Origin of the sequence: Streptomyces sp. NPDC051364 (assembly GCF_040682115.1) — a bacterium.
Classification (GTDB): domain Bacteria; phylum Actinomycetota; class Actinomycetes; order Streptomycetales; family Streptomycetaceae; genus Streptomyces.
In genome coordinates, this window is sequence record NZ_JBFBAH010000003.1 from 363,100 (window position 1) to 386,159 (window position 23,060).

Genomic DNA, 23,060 nt, shown 5'->3' on the forward strand with positions numbered 1-23,060 from the left:
TCCGCAGCACAGTCAAATCGCGCAGATTCACTCCGAGGCGGGCGAACCGGGATGCTTTCCAGAATCCCAAGCACCAAGGTGATCTTTATGCAACATCAGAGCTTGATGCATATTGAATGCAGTCCAACCAAAATAGGACCGCGGCACCCTCAACGCATCAGCACTTGAATTCAGAGCTTCCTCCAGCTGGTCCACTGTGGGCATTTCCTTAAGCGTCCTCCTCGCCCTCTGGAGGACGATTTTCAGGCGATTGAAGGATACTTCAGCATCCTCAGCGTCAGCAACCTCGGATGTACAGAATTCCCTATACAACTCGCGCCACATGACCGTGTGGGGATCAATTTCCGTGACGTCCGATCGGGCGGTCCACGCCTCGTTTGGAATTACCCACTCGAGGCGCCTACTCGACTTCTGAGGCTTTCTCCGCCCCGCCACCTTAACCATTCCCTGCAGCCGAACAGGCTCACCAGACGCCCCTTCCCGAAGGAAGGGAATCACGCGCCAATAGTCCAACAGATAAGTGACCCTGGCATACGGCTCAAGTCGGAATACACTCTTTGTCGAAATGGTGTCATCGCTATTAAACTTGAAGAATGAAGGGCACACGGAATAGTGGCTCTCCTTAACTCCAGTCACGACTAGCGCTGGGTTATAAATCGTCACACTAGACCGGCCGGGATTTTCTACGACGAGTTGAGCTATTTCAATATGAGCGGAGTGGAGACCACCCTCAAATGGGTACGGAATCGCCCATTCCCCAGTTTCGTTGACGGCGATCGAGCCCTCACCGAGAATACCCGCATTTAGATAGACTCGGACACGCCCACCATCAAGGACGTGTTTGGTAATCTGCCATCCGAGCGAAAATGCGGCCACGGTGAGGCTGAGCAACCCGACACCTAGCGCTAGGGTCGGGATTTGAATTCCAAGAAATTCGGCAGGGTTTGCGCTCATCACAGCATGCTAGCCATCCGGTGCACTGCAGGTCAGGCAGTCCGCAGGATCCGCAAGTAACGGTCGAGTGCGGACGACAGGGGCGGAGGCTGGCTGCCAGCAAGGAGCGGGAGAACTACCCGCCCACTCTGAGGTTGCAGGCCCACCCGACGCTGCGGACGACACCGTCATCCTCCAAGATCGGAAGAGGCTGGTAGCACCACTTGCGCACCACATCGTGTGGCCACACGCGGTAAACAGCGGTCACCTGTACCCACGTCATGGAACCAGCGATACCAGCAAACACCCTGGTCAGGGTGGCAATCAGCGTCGCAGGGGCGGGGATTCCCAAGCTCATAGCCTCGCCCCGTGTGGGTACAGCGGTTCGCGTGGTCAGTTGGCACGAGGAACGGCTGACCGCCGATCGGCAGCATCAGAGCTAGCTCCTGCTGGAGTTGTGCACAAGCGGTTCGTGGTGGTGCCAGATGAGGTAGCGGTCTTCGCGGCGCAGTTCCGCAGAGCCCCACTCGATGCGAATGATGCCGCGCTCCATGGAGCAGGCGTAGGCGACGAGGACTAGGCGGACGTCCTCAGGGAGTAGTCCGAGATCTGTATGAGCCTCGGGGCCGTCGAGTTCCTCCAGGCCGAAGTCGAAGGACTGCTGCATCGGCTCCGGTCCATGGCGGCGTATGAGGTCCGCACGGAAGCCGACCGCCTTACGCAGTCGGGCGGCAGTGACGGGCACGTCCCTCTTCGCGTAACGGATCGGGTAGATCACTTGGCCACCGACGATCATCACCGTACGCCCCTGCAAGCGGACGGGGGTGGCGTCACCGATGGGAGCTAGGCCGGCGGCGAGCTCCTCGTACTGCACGGCGTGCAGGCCGTGGCCGTACGCCTCGAGTGTCTGAGTGTGGACACCTTCAAGTCCGTGGCGAGCCCTGTCGTGGGCTCGTATGAGGCAATGCGGAATCACCTCGGCAAGCTGGTCGGCCACGTCCCCGAAGGTTGTGCGCGCCCATGTAGTTGCTGTGCCCAAGACGTACCGCCCTCCCCTGGTGGCGCCGAAGCGCCGAGCAGCATCCCCACAAACCGTGCTTCCTGGAACGGAGCTACGCAAGAGGGCATCGGGGCTCGTACTCAGGCGGAGGGCCCGCACTGGGTGGCAGTAGTCGCCAACGCAAGCCATAAGCACGATGCGTTCTAGACCAAACCAGACAGGCGGAGTAGTTGATTTCAAGCCACACTCGCCGCCACTTCTGATCTCCCGGCAAGCAGGCAACGCCTTTAAGCTCCGTGCATGACCCAAGAGAAGCTCGGCAAGATCCTAGGTTCAGTGGCGAAGAGGATGCGAGCCGACTTTGAGCAGTCTCAGACTTTTAATCACAACGGTGAAGCCGGCACGTCGCGAGAGGTCCTCATCCAGCAGTTTCTCTCTGGATATCTACCGACTCATGTCAAAGCGGTTCACAATGCAGAGGTCATCGCAACGAATGGCGACGTATCGCCACAGTCTGACATTGTCCTCATTGATCGCGGAACGCCCCCATTTACCAGCCTTCAGGGTTTCCGAATCATCCCGAATGAATGCGTATACGGCGTAGTCGAAGTCAAGACCAAGCTCGATCGGACGCAGCTCACGGACGCCTGCAGCAAGATCAGCAGGATGCGCAGGATGCCTAAAACGGCATACCGGCCGATCGCTGGGATCATCCCTCGCTCCACTAGGGCATACGGCGAGGCGTATGATTTCTTCCCGACGTCGGGCATGGTCGTCGCCTTCGACAGCCTCAAGCTGGAGACCATCGGAGCCCATCTTGTGGACTGGTGCCGAAGCCGCAACCCTATTGACTGGCCGGACAGCGTGTGGGTTGCAGGTAAGGGGCACTTGCAGTGGGGAGATGCCCGCACGGGTTCACTCTTCAGGTCTCCGGTGGCAGGCGCATCGCTCTTCCAGGTAGATGCCGAACCCGAACAAGACATCTTGCTAGCACTGGCGCTTCATCTCAACATCCATTTCTCAGATGCGTGGATGAATCCTCTCGACCTCATCCCCTATTCCGGGGCAACACCGTTGGGGCGGCTATCCAGGCATTGGATGATTTAGCGAGCATGCGCCAGCTCCTCTCCGCTGCTAGCAGCGTGGCGACGGAGAGGCTAGCTGTGCTTGCAACCGCCCTAAGGGACTAGCGATCCGACGAAACGGCCATCGTCGGATCGGTACACCACCTCGACGTCATATCGATCGAGCAGCGTATACATGTCGGGCGGGGGAGCCGCCGGCAACAGGATGACACGCTTGGGCTCACCCTCATGTTCCGGCGTCTTGACGTAGCGGCTGTAGTCGAGGATCTGCCCCAGGGCCATCCGGATGTCCTCTCGGGAGTTCGATCCCTTCGCCTCGTACAACACGTGATCCGTCGCGTCATACAGGTCCGTACGGAGCGTTGAGGTGAGGCCCTTCACCTTGATCTGAAAGGCACCGGTCTGGTGTCCGGCAGACTCCAGGAGCGCCTTGTAGGCCTGCGTTAGTTCAGCCTCATGCCGGACGGCAACCGTGGCGGCCGTGGCAGCACGGATGCTCAGCTTGGTGCTGAATGCCTCAGGAACCACAAAAGTGCCGCTGGTTTCCGCGTTGGGGGCTGCCTTTCGTCCGGTGGTCCCCTTACGGACGCGCTGCTTGGGAAGCGGCAGAGCGCCGGTTGTTGCAGGTTCTGACTGGAACATCGCCGCAGTGACGGCTTGGAAGGGAACGAACTCGGCAGTAGTCTCTTCTGCGGCAGGGATTACGTCTTGCGCGGCGTGCTGGACAGCACCTTCGGGGCGCAGCCGGAACACAACGACGCTGCGTTCCTGACCGTCCTCGCCGTGGACTCTGCGCCACACGTACGGCTGCATGCCGTCCAGCGTGAACGTTCCCAGGTATCGGTGCGTCTTCGTGTCGCTCCCAGGTACCTTGCCCACGCGCGTGAATACGCGAAGTACCCGGTCCTGCTCCGCGTGACGCAGGATCGCCCGGTTCCCTGAGCCGGCGACTCCATCGAAGGTCTGGTTGCCAGACTTGCCGGCGCCGGTGTACTCAAAGATCGGCCCCAGCTCGTCTTCCTCAGCCAACCAGCCGTCGTAGTAGCCGGCTTGCTCGCCCACGTCCGGGTCCGAGTACAGGTTGACGGTGTGCATGCCGTCAGAGGGGCAGATCCCTCCCTGTGGGCTTCCCCCGAACGCTGCACGGATCTCAGTGCGCGTACGCACGTCGCCGGGGTTGATCACTTCAACGCTAGCGGTCATAAATGGACCCTAGATCACCGCACTGACAGTCCTACCAGCTTTGCATCGAGCGGACATTAGGCTCGTCGCTTGTCGAGTCCACCAGCGGTCCCAAGACGTTGGACGCTCGGTGACCAGTCAAGCCGCGGCCTATCTGTGGACTCACTGACAGCGGACGGGCCCCTCTAAGTCGCTGACCTGCTGCTACGCGTTGGACGCACGAGGCCTCCGGAGCCGTGTGCCGGCTGTGCTCCTGTCTGCCTTGGATGCGCCTCCCGTCTGCCGTGGATCCTCGATCGCTACGGCGCCCCATCAGGGGCGAGGCCGGACGCAGGGAGGGGCAAGGTGACGCAGCCGAAGTGCGGGGCTCCCACGCAAAGCGGGAGCCGGTGCCAGAACAAGGCGATCACAGGTAGTTCGCGGTGCGCCAAGCACCAAGGGCCGTGGTCTGCCTACGGGGTGGCTCAGAGGAAGAGGAAGGAAGCCGAAGCCAAGATGCGCAAGCTCCGGAAGAAGTGACGGCCGGGCTCTGTCGCTGAGACTGCGGAGGCTGGGGTTCCGGTGATCTGGCGAGAAGTTGGGAGCCGATCGGCCGGAACCCCCTCTGCGGCGCAGGTCAGAGGGGGTGCAGCAAGGAATCGCGTCGGTCTCTTCTAAGCACTTGGCCGCAGGTTCGAGTCCTGCCGGGGGCACTCTCCACCAGCCACCTCAAGCCCTCCCTCCGGGGAGGGCTTTCGTGCAGGTCAGGGGCGCTTCAGTGGGGCCGCCGAGGCGGAGGGGCACGACTTGCCTGACGGGCTTCAGGAGGGCACGGGCCTGAGCCGCGGCCAGCGGCCAGCGGCCAGCGGCCAGCGGCCAGCCGGGGGCACTTCGGTCAGGGTGCCGTCGGAGTCAAGGCGAAGTGTCGTGAGGTGCATGCGCTTGACCTCTTTCCGCAGTTCAGCCTGAGTCTGTGCCGGGTCGGGTCCGTCCGGTTCGATGAGACGAAAGCCGAGTAGGGAGACCTCGTCCGGGTCGATGTCGCCGTGTGCGGGCCGGCCTTCCAGGATGAAGCCGAACAGCACGCCCCTCCTGGCCTGCGGGCCGGGAGGGGGCGTCCTTTGCGTGTGCCGCCGATACCGTTCTGATGTCGAGTCAGATCGGGAGCCGGGCAGGCCGACGCGTCCCTGGAACGGGAGGTCGTCACCGGGCAGTAGCACCTCGGTGCCGCGGTGATGGCGGGCCGGCCGAAGGACGCCGGTCGCGCAGACGGGCATCTCGACGAGGCAAAGGACGTGCGCTGGCTGACGTTCGGGCCGACGAACGCCAAGGTGCACCGGGTGTCTGCACCAGCGGAGTTGGACGACTACCTGAGGGGCGGCAGGGCTAGTGCCGCGTCAGGCAGCGTTTGCCCGTCAAGGAGCGGCGTCCGGTGCGTGCTCTCGGCGTGCCGGCAGCAAGCGCTCGTACTGGACGTACTTGAGCTTTCGGCCGGCGCGGCGAGAGTGCGTGCCGGGCGCCGCGACGGGGCGAACGCCGCCTGACGCGGCACTAGCTGGCGCTCATGCCACGGTCTGGCCAGTGGGTGGATTGGGAGTGGAGGGCGTTGATCTTGCGGGATGCCTTCAGGGACAGGTGGTCGAGTCGGCCGTCGTCCACTGCGGAGGTACGGGAGGCCTTGTTCAGGGTCAGGGTGCGGGGGAGGTCTTCCGGGTCGGGGCCGAAGGCGTAGCGGACCGCTTCCGCGTCCTCGGAGATCTTTCGGAAGTAGACGAGAGCGGCCATGGCCCCAGTGTGCCCCGGTGTGGAAATGGGGTGATGCGGGAAGGTGGGCGGATGGCGGACGGATCTCTTGAGCGGGCGCGGTCGTTCGGGTCGGCGGCCGGGCGGTATGGGAAACATCGGCCGTCGTATACCGACGCGCTGATGGACGCCTTGGAGGAGGTTTCCGGGGTTGCACTGGGCGGGGCGCGAGTTGCCGATGTGGGGGCCGGGACCGGGATCGCGACCGGGCTGTTGTCGGGTCCCTCGACCTCCTTACGTACGCGCGCAGTCCTGGCACTGGACCGATCCGGCCCGCTCCGGGCCGGAAGCCCTGCGGGTGCTGCGGCCCGGCGGGGCGCCGGCCGTCTGGTCGAACGACCCGGACGTCGGCGTCGAGCGGATCGCCGACCAACAGGCCCGGATCGATGAGAGATTCGGTCCCGGTTGGCACATCAACGAACATCCCCGGTCGCAGGGCAGCTTGGAGTTCACCACCCGGCTGCTGCGTTGGTCCCGAGAAATCACGATCGACGCCCATCGTGCCAAGTTGGCGACCCACTCCCTCTTCCTGGTCGGCCGACCCGGGACCGGTGACTTCCTCAGCGCCGAGCGGGAGCGGCTCTTCTGCGTTGTTCCCGGGTGGGACCGCCCAAGAGCATTACGTCGTCGACCTGCGGATCGCGCGGGTGGGTTAGCCGAACGGCCCTGGACGTAGTCCGACGTGCGGGGGACCCGGCCGGTCCCGCCCGACGGGGGTGCGGGCGGGACCGGAGATCAAGGGGGGGACAGGGTCGATCGTGGGACGGCTCAGGCGGCGGGCGCGTCCTGCGGCGCATCTTGCGGGGAGACACCGAAGGCCTTGACGGCCTGGTAGTAGGTCCACGCGGTGCTGTCGCAAGAGCCCTTCTTCACACCCGAGTACGCCGAGCAGACCCGCTTCAGGTCCGCGTAGAGGGCATCGTCCAGCCGGGACTTGTTGGCCGGAAATACACCTGCGGCCTTGTAGTTGCGGTAGCCGAAGTCGTGGCGGGCGCAGGATGTCTGGAAGGGGAAGCCGAACGGGTTGTCGGGCGAGGTCGAGCAGTAGTCCGTCGACCAGTCGAATCCGTACGCCCCCCACGTGCCCTGGTTGCCGCGCGCCGCGACCCAGGCGTTGAAGCTGGCGGCGCTGGTCTGCGTCCAACCGCCGAGGACCTGCGGCTTGTCGGCCGGGGCCGCCGACGCGGGGGTCGCGACGACGAGTAGGGCGGCCGCAGCCACCGATGCGAGGAGAGGAGCGGAACGACGGCGCATGGCATTCCTCCAGGACGGGAGTGGGGGGCCGCCCGGGGTAACCCCCGGTACGGCGTCGGGTTCCACCCTCGGGGCACGTCCTATCGCCGCCCCTTAACGCCGCTATAACGCCGCTCGCCGGGCCCGGGTGTCGGGGTGACGAGGGGTCAGTGGCGTCCCGGCTCGGTCCTGGCCCTGTCCCGCAGCAGGCGTCGCTGACCGACGCAGCTCTCAGGTAGGACGCGGTATCAGACTTCCGGCAGACACCAGGTTCGTCCTGGGGAGGGACGCGCGCGGGAGCGCCGCGGCCGAGACTGGATCACATGAACCGCCGTCCCCTCGTCATCGCCGCCACCGTGGGAGTCGTCGCCACCGCCGCCTTCGCGCTGCCCAATCTCCCGCCCAACCCGTTGACCGACTCCATCAACGACCAGGTCTTCAAGGAGAAGAGCAAGCACTTCGCTACCGCCGCCGACGCGCCCACCCGCGGCGAGAAGTCCTTCACGCTGCCGTCCTGGGTGCCCAAGGACGCCACCGACATACGCATACGCGTGCGCAGCGCCGGAGAGGCCCGGCTGATCCGCTTCACGCTCGGAGCGACCCCGCTGGACGGCCCGCAGTGCACCGCGGGCACGCCGAAGGACCAGGGCGGGCGGAAGCTGAGCGCCAAGTGGTGGCCGCACGGCACCCGGGCCGAGGAGCGGCCCGAGTGCCGGGACTTCTACCAGTACCAGGTCGCGGTGCGCGGCAAGCGGGTCTACGCCTGGACCGACGGGACCCCTTCGCCGGGGGCGCAGCAGGACGGCACCCCGGCGACGGCCCACGCACGCAGCCGCGGCTAAGTGGTCTCGGGGAAGTGGACCGCGCCCCCGCGCCGCCCGGCACGGCACCTCGCCGCGTTGTCGCGGCACCCGAGTACGCCCGGTACGGGGACGCCGCTCCGCCGTGCGATCCACCGCACCGCACGACGCGGAAACGCACCCCACTTCCCCGAGACCGCTTAGTCGCGGGCGAGTGCGGCCGCGGTGGCCCGGGCGAAGGCTTCCGGGTTGTCGAGCATGATGTTGTGCCCGCAGTCCCGAACGGGGACCACGGACACTCCGGCGGCCTCCAGGGCCTCGGCTCCGTCGAGGGGCCCGTCGACCGCGGGCAGCAGGTAGGTGCGCGGGATCTTCAGCTCCAGCAGCAGCTCGCGCATGGTCGGCGTCGTGCCGGCCGCGAGGTGTACGGCGGTGCGGTGCAGGGCCGTACGGTCCGCCAGGCGCATGGTGGACCACCAGTGCGCGCCGATCCGGTCGCGCACCTCGGCCCAGCCGCCGGCCAGGAACTCCTCCTCGGTGTAGGAGGCGATGCCGCTGCTGCCGGCGGTGCGCGGAACGACCGGCACCGGGTCCAGGTTGGCGTCGACCAGCACCAGCCGGGAGACGAGGCGGGGGTGCCGGTGGGCGAGCACGATGGCCACGGCGCCGCCCATGCTGTGGGCGATCAGCTCGACTCCGGTCGCACCGGCCGCGTCCAGGGCGGCGGCCAGGGTGTCGGCATGCGCCTCGAGGGTGTACGGGAAACCCTCGGGCCGGTCGCTGTGCCCGTGCCCCAGCAGGTCGACCAGCAGCGAGCGGCGGCCCGCGAGGAGCGGGTGCACGGCGCTCGCGGCGAAGTAGGCGGGCGAGGTCGATCCCAGCCCGTGCACGTACACCCGGGCGGGCTCCTCCCCGGGCAGCTCGACCCAGCGGATCCGGTCATCTTCCGGGGTGACGGCGGCACTTCGCATCAAGAGCTCCTTTGATCGGATGATCAGCTGATCGACGAGAGGACGAGATTAACCAGGACCGCCTCGAACGGCTGGTCTACCCTCGTCGGGTGAGTACGTACGTGAACCGACTCGGCGAGGACCCACCGCGGACCGGCGAGGTCCCGACGGGGACGGCCGTGACGGTGTGGTCCCTGGACACCACCCTCGAAGTGGTCGGCGGCCACCGGATCGACGAGACCTCGGCGCTCCTGGACGCGAACGAACGGGAGCGGGCCCAGCGGCTGGTGCGGGCCGAGGACCGGCACCGGTTCCTCGCCTCCCACGTGGGGCTGCGGGTGCTGCTCGGCGGCTACCTCGGACTGGCCCCGCAGGACGTTGCCCTGGTCCGGGAGGACTGCCCGTGCTGCGACGGCCCGCACGGGCGGCCGGCGGTGGCGGGAGGCGCGGTGCAGTTCTCGCTCTCGCACAGCGACGAGCTGGCGTACCTCGCGTTCGCGGGGGTGCCGGTCGGGATCGACGTGGAGGCGACCCCGAGCGCGGCAGCCGTGGCGGACGTCCTGACCAGCCTGCATCCGGCGGAGACCGCGGAGCTCTCCGCGCTGCCCGCGGCGGAGCAGCCGGGGGCACTGGCCCGCCTGTGGTCGCGCAAGGAGGCCTACTTCAAGGGGACGGGCACCGGCCTGGCCGCGGGTCTGGCCGACCCGTACGTCGGCACGGGCCCCCACCCGGCGCCCGTCCCCGGCTGGCACGTGACGGACCTCCCGGCACCGCCGGCCTACGCGGCGGCCCTCGCCCTGCGCACCTGACCCGCCCCGGCCCGAGGACTCCGCCCGGCGGCGCGGTCGCGCAGCAGAAACGGCATCAGGAGGTACGGCTCGTACGGGAGGCCGCAGCCGAGCGCACCGGCGGCCACAGTGGTGCCGGCCAGGTCTCCACCGCGGGGGACGCGGGCAGCCCCGGGGGCAAGGCGTCGTGGAGGGACGCCGGCTCCGGTTCCGCGGTGCGGTGGTGTGTCAGGATCCGCGGCTCCCCGGGCCCGGCGCGGCGGCCATACGCTCCGCAGGAACATCACGTTGGCCGCCAGGAGCCACACCCCGCCCTCCGCCTCGGCTCCCGTTCCGGAGCCACCCTCCAGCGCCCACGGGTCCGGCGCCAGATACCGCACCTCGCCCACCCCCGTAAACTCCGCCGCCGCGGCGCACATCCCGCACGGCTCCTGCGTGCTCCACAAGGTCGCGCCGCCCAGGTCCCACCCCGTCCGGGCGGCCCCGAGCGCGTTCATCTCTGCGTAACTCCTCCCCGCCATAAATGACGGGGCTTCCTGTTACGCCGGGTTGGCGTTGCAGCGGACCAGCCCGGCCCGGTTCAAGACGTTGATGGGCCAGCGGAGTGCCCCGGAGCGGGCCCGCGCCGGACGGCCGCTCGGACGGCCCCTCCTCGTACGCCTCGTCGCGGCCCTCGCAGAGCACCGTGCCCGCCGCGTCCGTCAGGACCGCCCCCACCGCCAGCCCCCGGCCGCCAGTGCTTCGTACGCCGGCTCGAGCGCCCTGCACACCGCCTCCGGAGCGGTTCGCCACGCCGTGGGGAAATCAAGGTCGCCGCACGTCATGCGCCCATTATCGTGACCGCCATGGACATCCGCCCCGCCCGTACCGTCGCCGAACTCCAGGCCGCGGAGGGGCTCTTCGACGGCCCCGCCCGACTCGACTGGTCCGAGCGCTTCCTCTCCGCGCCGGGACACCTGATGCTCATCGCCTACGTCGACGACATCCCCGCCGGCATGGTCTCCGGGGTCGAGATGAGCCACCCCGACAAGGGCACCGAGATGTGCCTGTACGAGCTCTCCGTCGACGAGGGCTACCGGCGCCGCGGCATCGGCCGCGCCCTGACCGCGGCCCTCGCCGACCAGGCCAAGGCGCGCGGCTGCTACGGCATGTGGGTGGGAGTCGACACCGACAACGAGGCCGCCCTCGCCACGTACGCCTCCGCCGGCTCCCGCGACGAGGGCGTCTTCGCCATGCGCGGCTGGCCCCTCGCGGGCTGAGCCGGGGCTAAGCCGCCGTTTCGGATCGCCCGCGGCGCCCGAGAGAGACGACCGAGGCCGTCGCCATCAGGGCGTCCGGCGGGCCGGGCCGGGTCGTGAACCGCCGGACACCGCCTCATCCGTCCGGCGGCGTGTCGTGCGCCCACTCGGCGCACCCTCCGCGCGCCCGGCCCGCACCTCGCCGAGCATCGGCCGCATGACCGCACTCACCGCGCTGCTCCCGGCCGCCGCCCTGCTCGCGGCGGCCACCGCCCTGCCGCCGCCCCCCGCACTCGCCGCCGACCGCGCCGAAACCGCCACCGCCCCGTACGTCGTGGTCCTCAAGGACGCCGCCTCCCGCGCCCCGACCCGCGCCCTGGCCACCGAGGCCGCGGGCGCCGGGGATCAGGTGGGGGCCGTCTACGACACCGTCTTCAGCGGCTTCGCCGTCCGCACCACCGCCGCCCGCGCCGCCGCCCTCGCCGCCGACCCCCGGGTGGCCTCGGTGGAGCCGGACGCCGAGTTCCGGATCAGCGACGCGCAGAACCCGGCGCCGTGGCCGCTGGACCGGATCGACCAGCGCGATCTCCCGCTCGATGGCTCGTACACGTACGCGACCACCGCGCAGGGCGTCACCGCGTACGTCGTGGACACCGGCATCAACACCGGCCACCAGGAGTTCGGGGGCCGGGCCCGGGTCGGCTACAACGGGGTGTTCCTCGAGAGCTCCAGCGACTGCAACGGCCACGGCACGCACGTCGCGGGCACCCTGGGCGGGGCGACGTACGGGGTCGCGAAGGGGGTCTCCCTCGTCGGCGTCAAGGTCGCCAACTGCAAGGGGTCCGCGACCCTGACGTCCATCCTGGGCGGCCTGGAGTGGATGGTGAAGGACGCCGCCAAGGCCCCCGGCACCCCCGCCGTGGCCAACATGAGCATGGGCGGCACCCGCAGCTACTCCCTGGACGCGGCCGTGACGCGGGCCATCGCCGCCGGGATCACCTTCACCGTCGCCGCCGGCAACTCCGCCGACGACGCCTGCACCGGCTCCCCCGCCGCCGTCCCCGCGGCGGTCACGGTCGGCGCGGCCGACGCCGCGGACCAGTGGGCCCCGTTCTCCAGTTACGGCAGCTGCGTGGACCTCGCCGCGCCGGGCGTGTCCGTCACGTCGGCCTGGAAGGGCGGGGCGACCGCCCTCGCCCGTGCCTCCGGCACCTCCATGGCGGCCCCGCACGCGGCGGGCGTCGCAGCCCTGATCCTCGCGGACGGCCTCGCCGCGGGCGGTACGGCGAAGACGCCTGCCGAGGTCTCCGCCGCGCTGATGCGGGGCGCCGTACCGGACCACCTCGCCGGGGTCCCGGCCGGCACCGCCAACCTGCTGCTGCGCGCCCCGGCGGCCGCGGGCTGACGGGCCCGCGCGGGCGGCCTCGGACCCGCGGCCCCGGCCGGCGGCCGCCGGCCGGCAGGCCCGCCCGCCGCCGCCCGCCCCACGCCGACGGCCGGATCACCGGACGGCCGTGTCAGCGCCCAGGTCAGCCCCCACGTCAGCCCCCTGCCCGCACCCCACCCATCCCACCCGCACCGCACCCCCGAGGACCCGGCCTGATGGGACATCAATTTCTGTGTGCTTCGGGCGAAAGCAAGTCATTGACTTCTCATCACCGCGACGCGTCAATGTCGGCCACCGCACCGGCTCGGCCTCCCCCACACAGCGGGTGGGGGGAGGGGTTCGTCTGACGAAGGAGTCGCGACCCAGTGAGTACAACGTTCCGACGAAGAATTCTGGCCGGGGCGGGCGCCCTGTCCCTCGCGCTGACGGGCGGCGTGGTGGGCCTGACCGGCACCGCCCAGGCGGCGACCGTGACCACCCCCGTCTTCGAGAACTGCGACGCCCCGGCTCCGCAGCCGGACGCTTCGGGCAACCAGAACTACACGGTCACGGTGCCCGACACGGCCAAGGCCGGCGACGTCGTACCAATCACGATCGATCCGGGTGCGAGCCCGCTGATCCCCGGCTTCTCCGTCACGACGGTGAACACCACCAAGATCACCCTCAAGGTGGGGACGACCACCCAGGTGGTCACCAGCCCGCCCGAAACCGTGAGCGTCGTCGCCGGCACCCCGCTCGACCCGAAGGCCTTCTCCGGAACGATCAAGATCCCGGACGGCACCGAGGGCACCCCGGTCGACATCAAGCTCGACCTCGCGGTCACCGACGCCGACCTCAGCGGTTCGGTGTTCACCACGACCTGCACCCCGGCGCCCCGGCCGAGCGCCACCCTCGGCTCGGTCGCCGTCGAGGCCCTGCCCAAGGACCCGGTCACCACCAAGCTGACGCCCAACAGCGGCAAGGCCGGCACGGCCGTCGTCGTCAGCGGCGCCAACTTCGCGGCCGGGCCGGTCACCTGCTCCGCCCTCCTCGCGGGCGCGGCCACCGGTGACACCGGCACCGGTACGGCGGACGCGACCGGCGCCGCCACCTGCAACATCACCGTCACCAAGAAGGCCGACGCCCTGAAGATCGACGGCTCGGTCACCCCGTACAAGTCCTTCGTGTACCTGGAGGACCAGGCGGGCGTGAAGAACCCGGTCGACATCGAGGTCCTCCCCGGCCCGCTGGCGCTCGGCCCGAAGGACGGCCAGCCGGCCGTCGCCTTCCCCTCGGTCACCATCAACGGCAAGGCCCAGTCGGTGGTCGGCGTGTTCAACGCCGCGACCGTCCAGGACTTCCGCGGCGGCACGCTCGGCTGGGACGTGACGGCGACCCGTACGCCGTTCCTGAACCAGACGACCGGCCACTCGATGGCGAAGGCGCAGATCGGCATCCAGCCGTCCTGCACCGTGACCAACCCGGACAGCCCGAGCACCTGTGCCGCGGGCACGCCCAGCGCGATCTCCGAGACCCCGATGAAGGTGGCCTCGCAGGCCGCCGGCGGGGACGAGCTGACCGGCGGTGAGTTCGCCGTCGGCGGCGCCGGGATGATCCAGCTCCCGCCGTTCATGTTCGCCGACACCTACCAGACGGTCGTCACCTTCTCGATCGCCTGACCCGGCAGGAGCAGTGCACCCAGGGTGGTGGGGGGGGGCGGGGCGCCCGCCCCCCCCCCCCCGGCCCGCCCCCCCCCCCCCCCCCCCCCCCCCCCCCCCCGCCCCCGCCCCCCGGGGGGGGGGCGCCCCCCCCCCCCCCCACCACCCCTTCGCCTTCCGCCCCCACCCCCGCCCCCGCCGCCCCGCGCCGACTGGAGAACCGCCCATGCGCCCCCGCGTCTCTGCTTCGTACGGTCCGCTCCTCGCCCTGTTGCTGCTGGTCGCGGGCCTGCTCCTGCCCACGGCGACGGCGACGGCCGCGGACAACGGCACCTGGGGGGTGTTCCCGACGCCCCCGGCCGGCGCCGCGATGACCGATCGCGCGTACTTCTTCCACCAGGGCGCGGCCGGGACCACGGTCGGCGACAGCGTGACGATCCTGAACTCCTCCGACAAGGAGCTGACCTTCCAGATCTTCGCCACCGATGCGGTGAACACCCCGGCCGGCGGCGCCTTCGCGCTGCTTCCGGTGGACCAGAAGCCCAAGGACGTGGGCACCTGGACAGCGCTGCCGCCCGAGACGGCGACCACGATGACCGTGCCGCCCAAGGGCCGCAAGGACATCCCGTTCACGGTGACGGTCCCCCAGGACGCGACGCCCGGCGACCACGTCGGCGGGATCGTCGCCCTCAACACCGCCGTGGAGGGCATCCGCCAGGAGGGCAAGGTCCAGGTCGGGGTGAAGCGGCAGGTCGGCTCGCGGCTGTACTTCCGGGTGCCGGGGCCGGTGACGCCGGGGCTGAGCGTGGAGAACGTGAAGGTCAGCCGGTCGGCGCCGCTGCTGCCGTGGGTCAAGGAGGCCCGCGCCACGGTCTCGTACACGCTGGTCAACCGGGGCAATGTGGTCGTCGAGCCCAAGGTGGCGGTGTCCGCCGAAGGGCTGTTCGGCCGTACGGTGCTCGACCGGCCGGCCCGCGAGCTGAAGCTGGTGCTGCTCCCCGGCCAGCGGATCGAGCTGACCGAACCGTGGGCGGACGCACCGCAGTCGGACTGGGTCACCGTACGGATCTCGGCCGGGGCGAGCGCCTATCCGGACCTCACCTCGGCAGCCGAGGCGGAGTTCGTCGCCGTGCCGTGGCCCGCCGCCGGCGCACTGCTGATCCTGGCGGGCGCCGCACTCATCGCCTGGGTACTTCGGCGGCGCCGCCGGTCCCCGGTGGAACAGGCCGAGCCCGCACCGGACTTGGCTGCAGCGCACTGACGGGAACGGAGCTCGCCCCCCGCGGGAGGGGTGCGGGGGCGAGCGGGTCCTGCGGTGCTACGCGCCCTGCGGCGCGCGGTCGCGGGTCAGTGGTTGCGGGGGAAGCCCAGGTCCACGCCCGACGGGGCCTCGGAGGGGTCCGGCCAGCGGGTCGTGACGACCTTGCCGCGGGTGTAGAAGTGGATGCCGTCGTTCCCGTAGATGTGGTGGTCGCCGAAGAGCGAGTCCTTCCAGCCGCCGAAGGAGTGGTAGCCCACCGGCACCGGGATCGGCACGTTGACGCCGACCATGCCCGCCTCGATCTCCAGCTGGAAGCGGCGGGCCGCGCCGCCGTCGCGGGTGAAGATCGCGGTGCCGTTGCCGAACGGCGAGGCGTTGATGAGCGCCACGCCCTCCTCGTAGGTCTCGGCGCGCAGCACGCACAGCACCGGCCCGAAGATCTCGTCGCGGTAGGCGTCGGAGTCGGTCTTCACGTTGTCCAGCAGCGAGAGGCCGATCCAGTGGCCCTTCTCGAAGCCGCCGACCGTGTAGCCGGTACCGTCCAGGACCACGTCGGCGCCCTGGTCGGCCGCGCCCTTCACGTACGAGGCGACCTTGTCGCGGTGGGCGGCGGTGATCAGCGGGCCCATCTCGGAGCTCGGGTCGTTGCCCGGGCCGATCTTGATCTTCTCGGCGCGCTCGCGGATCTTCTCGACCAGCTCGTCGGCGATGGAGCCGACCGCGACGACCGCCGAGATCGCCATGCAGCGCTCGCCCGCCGAGCCGTACGCGGCCGAGACCGCCGCGTCGGCGGCCGCGTCCAGGTCGGCGTCCGGCAGCACCAGCATGTGGTTCTTGGCGCCGCCCAGGGCCTGGACCCGCTTGCCGTTCGCGGAGGCGGTGGTGTGGATGTGGCGGGCGATCGGCGTGGAGCCGACGAAGGAGACGGCCGCGATGCCCGGGTGGGCGAGCAGCGCGTCGACGGCGACCTTGTCACCGTGGACGACGTTGAGCACACCGGCCGGCAGGCCGGCCTCGGACGCCAGCTCGGCCAGCTTGTTGGCGGCCGACGGGTCCTTCTCGCTCGGCTTGAGGATGAAGGTGTTTCCGCAGGCCACGGCCAGCGGGAACATCCACATCGGCACCATCGCCGGGAAGTTGAACGGGGTGATGCCCGCGACCACGCCGAGCGGCTGGCGGATCGAGGAGACGTCCACTCGGTTCGAGACGGACGTGGACAGCTCGCCCTTGAGCTGCGTGGTGATCCCACAGGCCAGCTCGACGATCTCCAGGCCGCGCGCGACCTCGCCCAGCGCGTCCGAGTGGACCTTGCCGTGCTCGGCGGTGATCAGCTCGGCGATGGCGTCGCGGTTGGCGTCCAGCAACGCGCGGTAGGCGAACAGCACCTTGGTGCGGGCGGCCAGCGAGGACTGGCCCCAGGTCTGGAAGGCCTCCTGGGCGACCCGTACGGCCGCATCGACCTCATCGGCCGACGCGAGGGCGACCTGCGTGGTGACCTCGCCGGTGGCCGGGTCGGTGACCGGGCCGTAGTTGCCCGACGCGCCCTCGACGGTCTTGCCACCGATCCAGTGGTTGACGGTCTTCATTGCCTTGCTCCTTCACAGATGGCGACGTCGCTGCGCGGCTTGCCGGTCGTACTCTTCGCGGGCCGCGTTCGCGGACGCACGGGTCGCGGTCTCGGCCACAGGAACATCCCACCACGCCTGTGCCGGGGGCGGGCCCGACACAGTGTCGGGTGTTCGGGTCTGTGCGTAGACACATGTGGGACGGTCCGCCTCACGCGCTTCGGCCAGGGCTTTCCGCAGGTCACCGATGGTGCGGGTGCGGATCACGGCCATCCCGAGGGAGGCTGCGTTGGCCGCGAGGTCCACCGGCAGGGGCGCTCCGGTGTACGAGCCGTCGTCCGCCCGGAAGCGGTATGCGGTTCCGAAGCCCTCCCCGCCCACGGCCCCGGAGAGGCCACCGATGGAGGCGTAGCCGTGGTTGTCGAGGATCACCACCTTGATCGGGATGCCCTCCTGCACGGCCGTGACGATCTCGGTCGGGTTCATCAGGTACGTCCCGTCGCCGACGAGCGCCCACACCGGGCGGCCGGGGGCGGCGAGCGCGACCCCGATCGCCGCCGGGATCTCGTAGCCCATGCAGGAGTACCCGTACTCCACGTGGTACTGGTGGGTGGAGCGGGCCCGCCAGAGCTTGTGCAGGTCCCCGGGCAGCGAGCCGGCGGCGTTGATCAGGATGTCGGAGGCATCGACAAGCGAGTCGAGCAGCCCGAGCACCTGGGCCTGCGTCGGGGCGGCGTCCTCGTCGGGGGCCGCGTAGGCCTGCTCGACCAGCCGCTCCCAGCCGCGTTTCTTTTCTTTGTACGTCGTCTCGTACGCGGGGTCCACGCGGTACCCGGCAGCCGCGTCCCGGAGGTCTTCCAGGCCCACCCGCGCATCGCAGACCAGCGGCCGGGCGGCGAGCTTGTGGGCGTCGTACGGGTCGAGGTTGAGCCCGAGGAAGCGGACGGCGGGGTTCTGGAACAGGGTCGCCGAGGCGGTGGTGAAGTCGGTGAGCCGGGTCCCGGCGGCGATGACCAGGTCGGCGCCGCGGGCCAGCTCGTCGGCGGTGGCCGTCCCGGTGTGCCCGATGCCGCCGACATCGGCGGGGTGGTCGTACGGGAGCACCCCCTTCCCCGCCTGCGTGGAGGCGACCGGGATCCCGGTCGCCTCGGCGAACTCCGCCAGTGCGGCCTGGGCCGCGCTGTGCCGGATCCCGCCGCCGGCGACGATCAGCGGGCGCGCGGAGCCCCGTACGGCCGCGGCAGCCCGGGCGAGCTCGTCCCGGTCGGGCCGGGGCCGGCGTACGCCCCACACCCGCTCGGCGAAGAACTCGGGCGGCCACTCGTACGCCTCGGCCTGGACGTCCTGGGGCAGCGCCAGGGTCACCGCGCCGGTCTGGACGGGGTCGGTGAGCACCCGCATGGCCTGGAGGGCGGCCGGGATCAGGGCCTCGGGGCGGGTGATCCGGTCGAAGTGGCGGGAGACGGGCCGCAGGGTGTCGTTGACGGAGAGGTCACCCGCGTACGGCACCTCGAGCTGTTGCAGCACGGGATCGGCGGGCCGGGTGGCGAAGGTGTCGCCGGGCAGGAGGAGGACGGGGATCCGGTTGATGGTGGCGAGGGCGGCCCCGGTGACCAGGTTGGTGGCGCCGGGCCCGATCGAGGTGGTGACGGCGTGGGCCGAGAGCCGCCCGCACTGGCGGGCGTACCCGACGGCGGCATGCACCATGGCCTGCTCGTTGCGCCCCTGGAGGAAGGGCATCTCCCGAGGGCCGCTCTCGAGGAGGGCCTGCCCGATGCCGGCGACGTTCCCGTGTCCGAAGATCCCCCAGGTGGCGGCGATCAGCCGCTGCCTGCGCCCGTCGCGTTCGGTGTACTGGGCGGCCAGGAACCGTACGAGGGCCTGGGCGACGGTGAGCCTCATGGGGTCTCGTCCTCCGCTCGGTGTCGGTAGAAGGGCAGCCGGGGGTCGGTGTCCTGCCCGGTCCAGGTGTCCCGGATCCAGCGGTGGTCGGGGTGGTCCCGGATCAGCCACTCCCGGGGCGGCCCCGGGGGCCCGGCCATGACGTTGAGGTAGTACATGTCGTGCCCGGGCGCGGCGATGGACGGCCCGTGCCAGCCGTCCGGGATGAGCACCGCGTCGCCGGTCCTCACCTCCGTGAGGATGTCGGTCTTCCCCGCCGGGGAGGGGGTGACACGCTGGTAGCCGAGGCCGGGGGTGTCCCCGTGCGGGGCGATCTCGAAGTAGTAGATCTCTTCGAGGCGGGACTCGTGGCCGGGGTGGAACTCGTCGTGCTTGTGGGGCGGGTACGAGGACCAGTTCCCGCCGGGTGTGAGGACCTCGACGGCGATGAGGCGGTCGCAGTCGAAGACGCCGGCGGCGGCGAAGTTGTTGACCTGGCGCGTGCAGTGGGCTGCGCCGCGCAGCTCGACGGGGACGTCCCGGGCGGGCCCGTACCGGGCGGGCAGGATCTGCTCGCAGCGCGCCCCGACGAGCGCGAACCGCCCTCCGGCGGGGGACCCGATCTCCGCTTCCCCGGCCCGGGGCAGATACACGAAGTCGCTCAGCCCGCTGAACACGTTGTCCCGCCCGCGGAGTTCGAACACCTGGGGCCCGGACCCTGCGGAGCCTCTCCCCGCCCCGCCCAAGCGGATCGTGCAGCCGCCGGTCAGCGGGAGGACGATCCACTCGTGGTCCCCGCACGCGTGCGCATGCGTCTCGCCGGGCACAAGCTCCAGCACCCGCAGCGCGGTGAACTCCATCTCGTGCGACGCGGTCACGGTCACGGCTCCAGCACCTCCTCCACTTCCTTCGCGTACGGCATCGCCGCCGAGCACGCCAACCGTGACGCCACGATCGCCCCCGCCGCATTGGCGTAGCGGATCACCTGCGCCAAGTCCCAGCCCGCCAGCAGCCCGTGGCACAGCGCCCCGCCGAACGCGTCCCCCGCGCCCAGCCCGTTCACCACCTCCACCGGCACCGGCGCCGCCTCCACCACCGTTCCGTCCCGCCGCATCGCCAGTACCCCGTCCGGCCCCCGTTTCACCACCGCCAGTTCCACCCCGGCCGCCAGCAGCGCCCGCGCCGCGGCCCGCGGTTCGGACTCGCCCGTCGCGATCGCGCACTCCTGCGCGTTGCCGACCGCCACCGTGGCGAGGCCCAGCGCCTGCGCGTACGCGCCCTCCGGCTCGTCCTCCCACAGCATCGGCCTCCAGTCGAGGTCGAAGACCGTGATCCCGGACTTCGCGCGGGCTTCCAGCGCGGCCAGGGTGGCGGACCGGCTCGGTTGCACGCTCAGGCCGGTCCCCGTCATCCAGAACACCCGTGCGGCCCGTACCGCCGCCAGGTCCAGCTCCGCCGGTTCGATCTCCAGGTCGGGGGCCTTGGGCAGCCGGTAGAAGTAGAGGGGGAAATCGTCCGGCGGGAAGATCTCGCAGAACGTGAGCGGGGTCGGATAGCGCGCCTCCTCCCCCACCCACCGGTCGTCCACCCCGAACCCGCGCAGCTCGGCCCGCAGGTAGGCGCCGAAGGGATCGGCTCCGGTCTTGGTGATCACCGCCACCCGGCGGCCCAGCCTCGCCGCCGCGACGGCGACGTTGGTGGGCGAGCCGCCCAGGAACTTCCCGAAGGTGTCCGCCTCCGCCAGCGGTACGCCCGTTCTCAGCGGGTAGAGATCCACCCCGATGCGCCCCATCGTGATCAGGTCGAACGCGACATCGTCCGCGGTGGTCACAGGCAGTCCTCCCACTCGTCTCGCACCCTAAGGTGGCCGTCATGACGTCCTCCCCGCCCGCGTTGACCCGTATTCGCATCGGTTCGGCTCCGGACTCCTGGGGTGTCTGGTTCCCCGACGATCCGCTGCAGACGCCGTGGGACCGCTTCCTCGACGAGGTCGCCGACTCCGGGTACGAGTGGATCGAGCTCGGCCCGTACGGCTATCTCCCCACCGACCCGGCCCGCCTCGCCGAGGAGACCGCGAAACGGGGCCTGCGGGTCAGCGCGGGCACCGTCTTCACGGGACTCCATCACGGGCCCGCCGTCTGGGCGGACACCTGGGAGCACGTGTCGCGGATCGCGGCGCTCACGCAGGCCATGGGCGCGGGGCACCTCGTCGTCATTCCCTCGTTCTGGCGGGACGACAAGACCGGCGAGGTGCTGGAGGACCGCACCCTCACGCCCGCGCAATGGCGTGAACTGACCACGCAGACCGAGCGTCTGGGCCGCGAGGTCCAGGACCGGTACGGGCTGCGGATCGTCGTCCATCCGCATGCGGACACGCACATCGACACCTCCGAGAACGTGGCCCGCTTCCTGGACTCCACCGACCCGGAGCTGGTCTCCCTGTGCCTGGACACCGGGCACTACGCCTACTGCGGCGGCGACAGCGTCCAGGCCGTCGAAACCTTCGCCGAGCGGATCGGCTACCTCCACCTCAAGCAGGTCGACCCGCGGATCCTCGCCGAAGTCGTCGCGGAGCAGCTGCCCTTCGGGCCGGCCGTGGCCCGCGGGGTGATGTGCGAACCGCCGTCGGGGGTGCCCGCACTGGAGCCCGTACTCGCGGCCGCCCAGCGGCTCGGCGTGGACCTCTTCGCGATCGTGGAGCAGGACATGTACCCGTGCCCGCCCGACCGGCCGCTGCCGATCGCCCGCCGCACCCGCGCCTACCTGCGCTCCTGCGGCGCCCGCTGACCCCTGGAGGGATACGAAATGAGCACGCTGGGCATCGCCGTCATCGGGACGGGGAAGATGGGCGCCGACCACGTCCGCCGGATCGGGCGGACGGTGGGCGGGGCGCGGGTGGTGGCCGTGGCCGACCCGGACGGCGACCGGGTCAAGGCGGTCGCGGCGGCGCTGGACGGCGCGAGCGCGCACACGGATCCGGCGGCCGCGATAGCAGCACCGGGGGTGCAGGCCGTACTGATCGCCTCCCCGGGGCCCGCCCACGAGGAGGCGATCCTGCAGGCCCTGGAGCGGGAGTTGCCGGTGCTGTGCGAGAAGCCGCTGACCCCGGATCCGGCGGGGGCGCTGCGGGTGATGGAGGCGGAGCAGCGGCTGGGCCGGCGCCTGGTGCAGGTGGGGTTCATGCGGCGGTTCGACGCCGAATACGAGCGGCTCAAGGAGCTGCTGGACGCGGGCGGGATCGGCCGGCCGCTGTTCCTGCACTGCCGGCACCGCAATGCCTCCTCGCCGTCGTTCTTCACCAGCGACATGCTGATCAGCGACTCCGTCGTGCACGAGGTCGACGCGGCGCGCTGGCTGCTCGGGCAGGAGATCACCGCGGTGTCCGTGCTCTCCCCGACGCCCACCTCGGCGGCCCCCGAGGGGCTGCGCGATCCCCGGCTGGTCCTGCTGGAGACCTCGGGCGGGGTGATCGTGGACGTGGAGATCTTCGTCAACTGCGGCTTCGGCTACGAGGTCCGGTGCGAGGCGGTCGGCGAGGCGGGGAGCGCCCAGATCGGCGAGGGGCAGGCGATGGTCGTCCGGTCCGCGGGCCGCAGCTACGGGGAGATCGCCCAGGACTTCACCGTCCGGTTCGCCGATGCGTACGACCGCCAGCTGCGGCGCTGGGTGGCCGCGGCCGCGCAGGGCCGGGTGGCCGGGCCCGATGCCTGGGACGGCTACGCGGCGGCCGCGGTCTCCGCAGCGGGGCTCACTGCCGCGCACAGCGGCGTGCGGACCCCGGTGGAGCTGATCGAACGGCCGGCCCTGTACCGCTGAGCAGCCGTCCTCCCGCTCCCCGTTCACCCCCCATCCGCTGTGCCGCATCTGTCACAGGCGTCGCCCTTGTGTCACGGATATCCGCATGACGCAGGTTTTCCGTCACAGCAACTCAACAGCCCCTCCCGCGCCTTCGCCCTCCGTCGTTCTCCGGGCACAACCCGATTGATCGTCTGTGTCCACGCGTCGGCTCCCCCGACGGCTTCCAGGCCGGCCCCGCGGCGTGGACAAGGAGGTGTCGTGGATGAGCGACAGACAGCTGTGGTCGTACAAGGAGATCGCCGCCCACATCCGGGTCCAGCGGGACACGGTGCGCTCGTACCGCAAGCACGGGCTGCTCCCCGCTCCCGACCACGTGGAAGGCGGCAAGCCCTACTGGTACGCCGACACGATCCGCACCTGGGTGGCCCACCGCCCCGGCAACCGGGGCCGCCGCGAGGACTGACGCCCACGGCCCCGGCTGCGGACGGAACCGCCGGGGCCCCATCCGCAGGGGGAGCCGCCCCCAGCCGCGGCGGCTCC

22 protein-coding genes and 1 pseudogene are annotated in these 23,060 nt (G+C 70.4%); 11 read left to right on the plus strand and 12 right to left on the minus strand.

Going from position 1 to position 23,060, the window contains the following annotated elements; all coding sequences use genetic code 11:
• Positions 1–27: 27 nt before the first annotated feature.
• On the minus strand, positions 28–954 hold the full coding sequence (locus tag AB0M76_RS08705) for a hypothetical protein (RefSeq protein WP_365952200.1): 927 nt from the start codon (positions 952–954) through the stop codon (positions 28–30).
• Between the two features lie 418 nt (positions 955–1,372).
• The gene (locus AB0M76_RS08710) at positions 1,373–1,930 is read right to left on the minus strand and encodes a hypothetical protein (protein ID WP_365952201.1); all 558 of its coding nucleotides are present in this window, start codon (positions 1,928–1,930) and stop codon (positions 1,373–1,375) included.
• Positions 1,931–2,233: 303 nt separating this feature from the next.
• On the opposite strand from AB0M76_RS08710, the gene AB0M76_RS08715 reads away from it, so the two are divergent.
• On the plus strand, positions 2,234–3,040 hold the full coding sequence (locus tag AB0M76_RS08715) for a DUF6602 domain-containing protein (protein WP_365952202.1): 807 nt from the start codon (positions 2,234–2,236) through the stop codon (positions 3,038–3,040).
• 71 nt (positions 3,041–3,111) lie between these two features.
• Here AB0M76_RS08715 and AB0M76_RS08720 read toward each other — a convergent pair whose 3' ends face one another.
• Together AB0M76_RS08720 and AB0M76_RS08725 are read right to left on the minus strand one after the other, a co-directional pair.
• Positions 3,112–4,221: a hypothetical protein gene (locus tag AB0M76_RS08720; protein ID WP_365952203.1), complete on the minus strand. Its 1,110-nt coding sequence runs from the start codon at positions 4,219–4,221 to the stop codon at positions 3,112–3,114.
• Positions 4,222–5,000: 779 nt separating this feature from the next.
• Positions 5,001–5,264: a hypothetical protein gene (locus tag AB0M76_RS08725; RefSeq protein WP_365952204.1), complete on the minus strand. Its 264-nt coding sequence runs from the start codon at positions 5,262–5,264 to the stop codon at positions 5,001–5,003.
• 87 nt (positions 5,265–5,351) lie between these two features.
• Between AB0M76_RS08725 and AB0M76_RS08730 the strand changes: the two are divergent.
• A pseudogene (locus AB0M76_RS08730) lies at positions 5,352–5,549 on the plus strand (hypothetical protein); the annotation flags it as partial.
• 181 nt (positions 5,550–5,730) lie between these two features.
• Here AB0M76_RS08730 and AB0M76_RS08735 read toward each other — a convergent pair.
• Complete coding sequence (locus AB0M76_RS08735) at positions 5,731–5,964, minus strand: hypothetical protein (protein WP_365952205.1); 234 nt, start codon at positions 5,962–5,964, stop codon at positions 5,731–5,733.
• Positions 5,965–6,750: 786 nt separating this feature from the next.
• On the minus strand, positions 6,751–7,236 hold the full coding sequence (locus AB0M76_RS08740) for a phospholipase (RefSeq protein ID WP_365952206.1): 486 nt from the start codon (positions 7,234–7,236) through the stop codon (positions 6,751–6,753).
• Between the two features lie 302 nt (positions 7,237–7,538).
• Here AB0M76_RS08740 and AB0M76_RS08745 point away from each other — a divergent pair, with 302 nt between their 5' ends.
• A complete protein-coding gene (locus AB0M76_RS08745) occupies positions 7,539–8,057 on the plus strand; it encodes a hypothetical protein (RefSeq protein ID WP_365952207.1) in 519 nt (172 codons plus the stop codon).
• 158 nt (positions 8,058–8,215) lie between these two features.
• Here the strand turns inward: AB0M76_RS08745 and AB0M76_RS08750 are convergent, their stop codons facing one another.
• Positions 8,216–8,986, minus strand: coding sequence for an alpha/beta hydrolase (locus tag AB0M76_RS08750; RefSeq protein ID WP_365952208.1), 771 nt, complete (start codon positions 8,984–8,986; stop codon positions 8,216–8,218).
• 89 nt (positions 8,987–9,075) lie between these two features.
• On the opposite strand from AB0M76_RS08750, the gene AB0M76_RS08755 reads away from it, so the two are divergent.
• Positions 9,076–9,774: a 4'-phosphopantetheinyl transferase superfamily protein gene (locus AB0M76_RS08755; RefSeq protein WP_365952209.1), complete on the plus strand. Its 699-nt coding sequence runs from the start codon at positions 9,076–9,078 to the stop codon at positions 9,772–9,774.
• Here the strand turns inward: AB0M76_RS08755 and AB0M76_RS08760 are convergent.
• Positions 9,744–10,250 carry a hypothetical protein gene (locus AB0M76_RS08760; protein WP_365952210.1) on the minus strand — a complete coding sequence of 169 codons (507 nt, stop codon included), beginning with the start codon at positions 10,248–10,250 and terminating at the stop codon, positions 9,744–9,746. The genes AB0M76_RS08755 and AB0M76_RS08760 overlap by 31 nt on opposite strands.
• A 348-nt stretch (positions 10,251–10,598) precedes the next feature.
• On the opposite strand from AB0M76_RS08760, the gene AB0M76_RS08765 reads away from it, so the two are divergent.
• The 4 genes from AB0M76_RS08765 to AB0M76_RS08780 all read left to right on the plus strand — a co-directional run bounded on the left by AB0M76_RS08765 (position 10,599) and on the right by AB0M76_RS08780 (position 15,276).
• Positions 10,599–11,012, plus strand: a complete 414-nt coding sequence (locus AB0M76_RS08765) for a GNAT family N-acetyltransferase (protein ID WP_365952211.1) — start codon at positions 10,599–10,601, stop codon at positions 11,010–11,012.
• 196 nt (positions 11,013–11,208) lie between these two features.
• Complete coding sequence (locus AB0M76_RS08770) at positions 11,209–12,396, plus strand: S8 family peptidase (RefSeq protein WP_365952212.1); 1,188 nt, start codon at positions 11,209–11,211, stop codon at positions 12,394–12,396.
• 347 nt (positions 12,397–12,743) lie between these two features.
• Positions 12,744–14,036: a hypothetical protein gene (locus tag AB0M76_RS08775; protein ID WP_365952213.1), complete on the plus strand. Its 1,293-nt coding sequence runs from the start codon at positions 12,744–12,746 to the stop codon at positions 14,034–14,036.
• Positions 14,037–14,241: 205 nt separating this feature from the next.
• The gene (locus tag AB0M76_RS08780; protein WP_365952214.1) at positions 14,242–15,276 is read left to right on the plus strand and encodes a DUF916 domain-containing protein; all 1,035 of its coding nucleotides are present in this window, start codon (positions 14,242–14,244) and stop codon (positions 15,274–15,276) included.
• An 86-nt stretch (positions 15,277–15,362) separates the two neighbouring features.
• On the opposite strand, the gene AB0M76_RS08785 is transcribed toward AB0M76_RS08780, so the two are convergent.
• From AB0M76_RS08785 to iolC, 4 genes are read right to left on the minus strand one after another with little or no spacing between them, the layout of a single operon-like run.
• Complete coding sequence (locus AB0M76_RS08785) at positions 15,363–16,862, minus strand: CoA-acylating methylmalonate-semialdehyde dehydrogenase (RefSeq protein WP_365952215.1); 1,500 nt, start codon at positions 16,860–16,862, stop codon at positions 15,363–15,365.
• Positions 16,863–16,874: 12 nt separating this feature from the next.
• Entirely contained in the window at positions 16,875–18,743 is a 1,869-nt protein-coding gene (gene iolD, locus AB0M76_RS08790; protein WP_365952216.1) for a 3D-(3,5/4)-trihydroxycyclohexane-1,2-dione acylhydrolase (decyclizing), read from the minus strand.
• The gene (gene iolB / locus AB0M76_RS08795; RefSeq protein ID WP_365952355.1) at positions 18,740–19,582 is read right to left on the minus strand and encodes a 5-deoxy-glucuronate isomerase; all 843 of its coding nucleotides are present in this window, start codon (positions 19,580–19,582) and stop codon (positions 18,740–18,742) included. Before iolB ends, iolD begins: the two co-directional genes overlap by 4 nt.
• A 20-nt stretch (positions 19,583–19,602) precedes the next feature.
• Entirely contained in the window at positions 19,603–20,514 is a 912-nt protein-coding gene (iolC, locus tag AB0M76_RS08800) for a 5-dehydro-2-deoxygluconokinase (RefSeq protein WP_365952356.1), read from the minus strand.
• An 80-nt stretch (positions 20,515–20,594) separates the two neighbouring features.
• Between iolC and AB0M76_RS08805 the strand changes: the two genes are divergently transcribed.
• The 3 genes from AB0M76_RS08805 to AB0M76_RS08815 all read left to right on the plus strand — a co-directional run bounded on the left by AB0M76_RS08805 (position 20,595) and on the right by AB0M76_RS08815 (position 22,983).
• The gene (locus AB0M76_RS08805) at positions 20,595–21,509 is read left to right on the plus strand and encodes a sugar phosphate isomerase/epimerase (protein ID WP_365952217.1); all 915 of its coding nucleotides are present in this window, start codon (positions 20,595–20,597) and stop codon (positions 21,507–21,509) included.
• Positions 21,510–21,527: 18 nt separating this feature from the next.
• Positions 21,528–22,538 (plus strand): Gfo/Idh/MocA family oxidoreductase, encoded by a 1,011-nt coding sequence (locus tag AB0M76_RS08810; protein WP_365952218.1) that lies wholly within the window; start codon positions 21,528–21,530, stop codon positions 22,536–22,538.
• Between the two features lie 244 nt (positions 22,539–22,782).
• A complete protein-coding gene (locus tag AB0M76_RS08815) occupies positions 22,783–22,983 on the plus strand; it encodes a MerR family transcriptional regulator (RefSeq protein ID WP_365952219.1) in 201 nt (66 codons plus the stop codon).
• Positions 22,984–23,060: the final 77 nt, after the last annotated feature.

What these genes read in the sequence shown, in the direction of transcription:
- AB0M76_RS08735 (WP_365952205.1), bottom strand. Translation starts at nt 5,964, where the DNA reads ATGGCCGCTCTCGTCTACTTCCGAAAGATCTCCGAGGACGCGGAAGCG.
- AB0M76_RS08720 (WP_365952203.1), bottom strand. Translation starts at nt 4,221, where the DNA reads ATGACCGCTAGCGTTGAAGTGATCAACCCCGGCGACGTGCGTACGCGC.
- AB0M76_RS08810 (WP_365952218.1), top strand. Translation starts at nt 21,528, where the DNA reads ATGAGCACGCTGGGCATCGCCGTCATCGGGACGGGGAAGATGGGCGCC.
- iolC (WP_365952356.1), bottom strand. Translation starts at nt 20,514, where the DNA reads ATGGGGCGCATCGGGGTGGATCTCTACCCGCTGAGAACGGGCGTACCG.
- AB0M76_RS08765 (WP_365952211.1), top strand. Translation starts at nt 10,599, where the DNA reads ATGGACATCCGCCCCGCCCGTACCGTCGCCGAACTCCAGGCCGCGGAG.
- AB0M76_RS08715 (WP_365952202.1), top strand. Translation starts at nt 2,234, where the DNA reads ATGACCCAAGAGAAGCTCGGCAAGATCCTAGGTTCAGTGGCGAAGAGG.
- AB0M76_RS08815 (WP_365952219.1), top strand. Translation starts at nt 22,783, where the DNA reads ATGAGCGACAGACAGCTGTGGTCGTACAAGGAGATCGCCGCCCACATC.
- AB0M76_RS08705 (WP_365952200.1), bottom strand. Translation starts at nt 954, where the DNA reads ATGAGCGCAAACCCTGCCGAATTTCTTGGAATTCAAATCCCGACCCTA.
- AB0M76_RS08745 (WP_365952207.1), top strand. Translation starts at nt 7,539, where the DNA reads ATGAACCGCCGTCCCCTCGTCATCGCCGCCACCGTGGGAGTCGTCGCC.
- AB0M76_RS08770 (WP_365952212.1), top strand. Translation starts at nt 11,209, where the DNA reads ATGACCGCACTCACCGCGCTGCTCCCGGCCGCCGCCCTGCTCGCGGCG.
- AB0M76_RS08750 (WP_365952208.1), bottom strand. Translation starts at nt 8,986, where the DNA reads ATGCGAAGTGCCGCCGTCACCCCGGAAGATGACCGGATCCGCTGGGTC.
- AB0M76_RS08740 (WP_365952206.1), bottom strand. Translation starts at nt 7,236, where the DNA reads ATGCGCCGTCGTTCCGCTCCTCTCCTCGCATCGGTGGCTGCGGCCGCC.
- AB0M76_RS08780 (WP_365952214.1), top strand. Translation starts at nt 14,242, where the DNA reads ATGCGCCCCCGCGTCTCTGCTTCGTACGGTCCGCTCCTCGCCCTGTTG.
- iolB (WP_365952355.1), bottom strand. Translation starts at nt 19,582, where the DNA reads ATGGAGTTCACCGCGCTGCGGGTGCTGGAGCTTGTGCCCGGCGAGACG.
- AB0M76_RS08805 (WP_365952217.1), top strand. Translation starts at nt 20,595, where the DNA reads ATGACGTCCTCCCCGCCCGCGTTGACCCGTATTCGCATCGGTTCGGCT.
- AB0M76_RS08785 (WP_365952215.1), bottom strand. Translation starts at nt 16,862, where the DNA reads ATGAAGACCGTCAACCACTGGATCGGTGGCAAGACCGTCGAGGGCGCG.
- iolD (WP_365952216.1), bottom strand. Translation starts at nt 18,743, where the DNA reads ATGAGGCTCACCGTCGCCCAGGCCCTCGTACGGTTCCTGGCCGCCCAG.
- AB0M76_RS08760 (WP_365952210.1), bottom strand. Translation starts at nt 10,250, where the DNA reads ATGAACGCGCTCGGGGCCGCCCGGACGGGGTGGGACCTGGGCGGCGCG.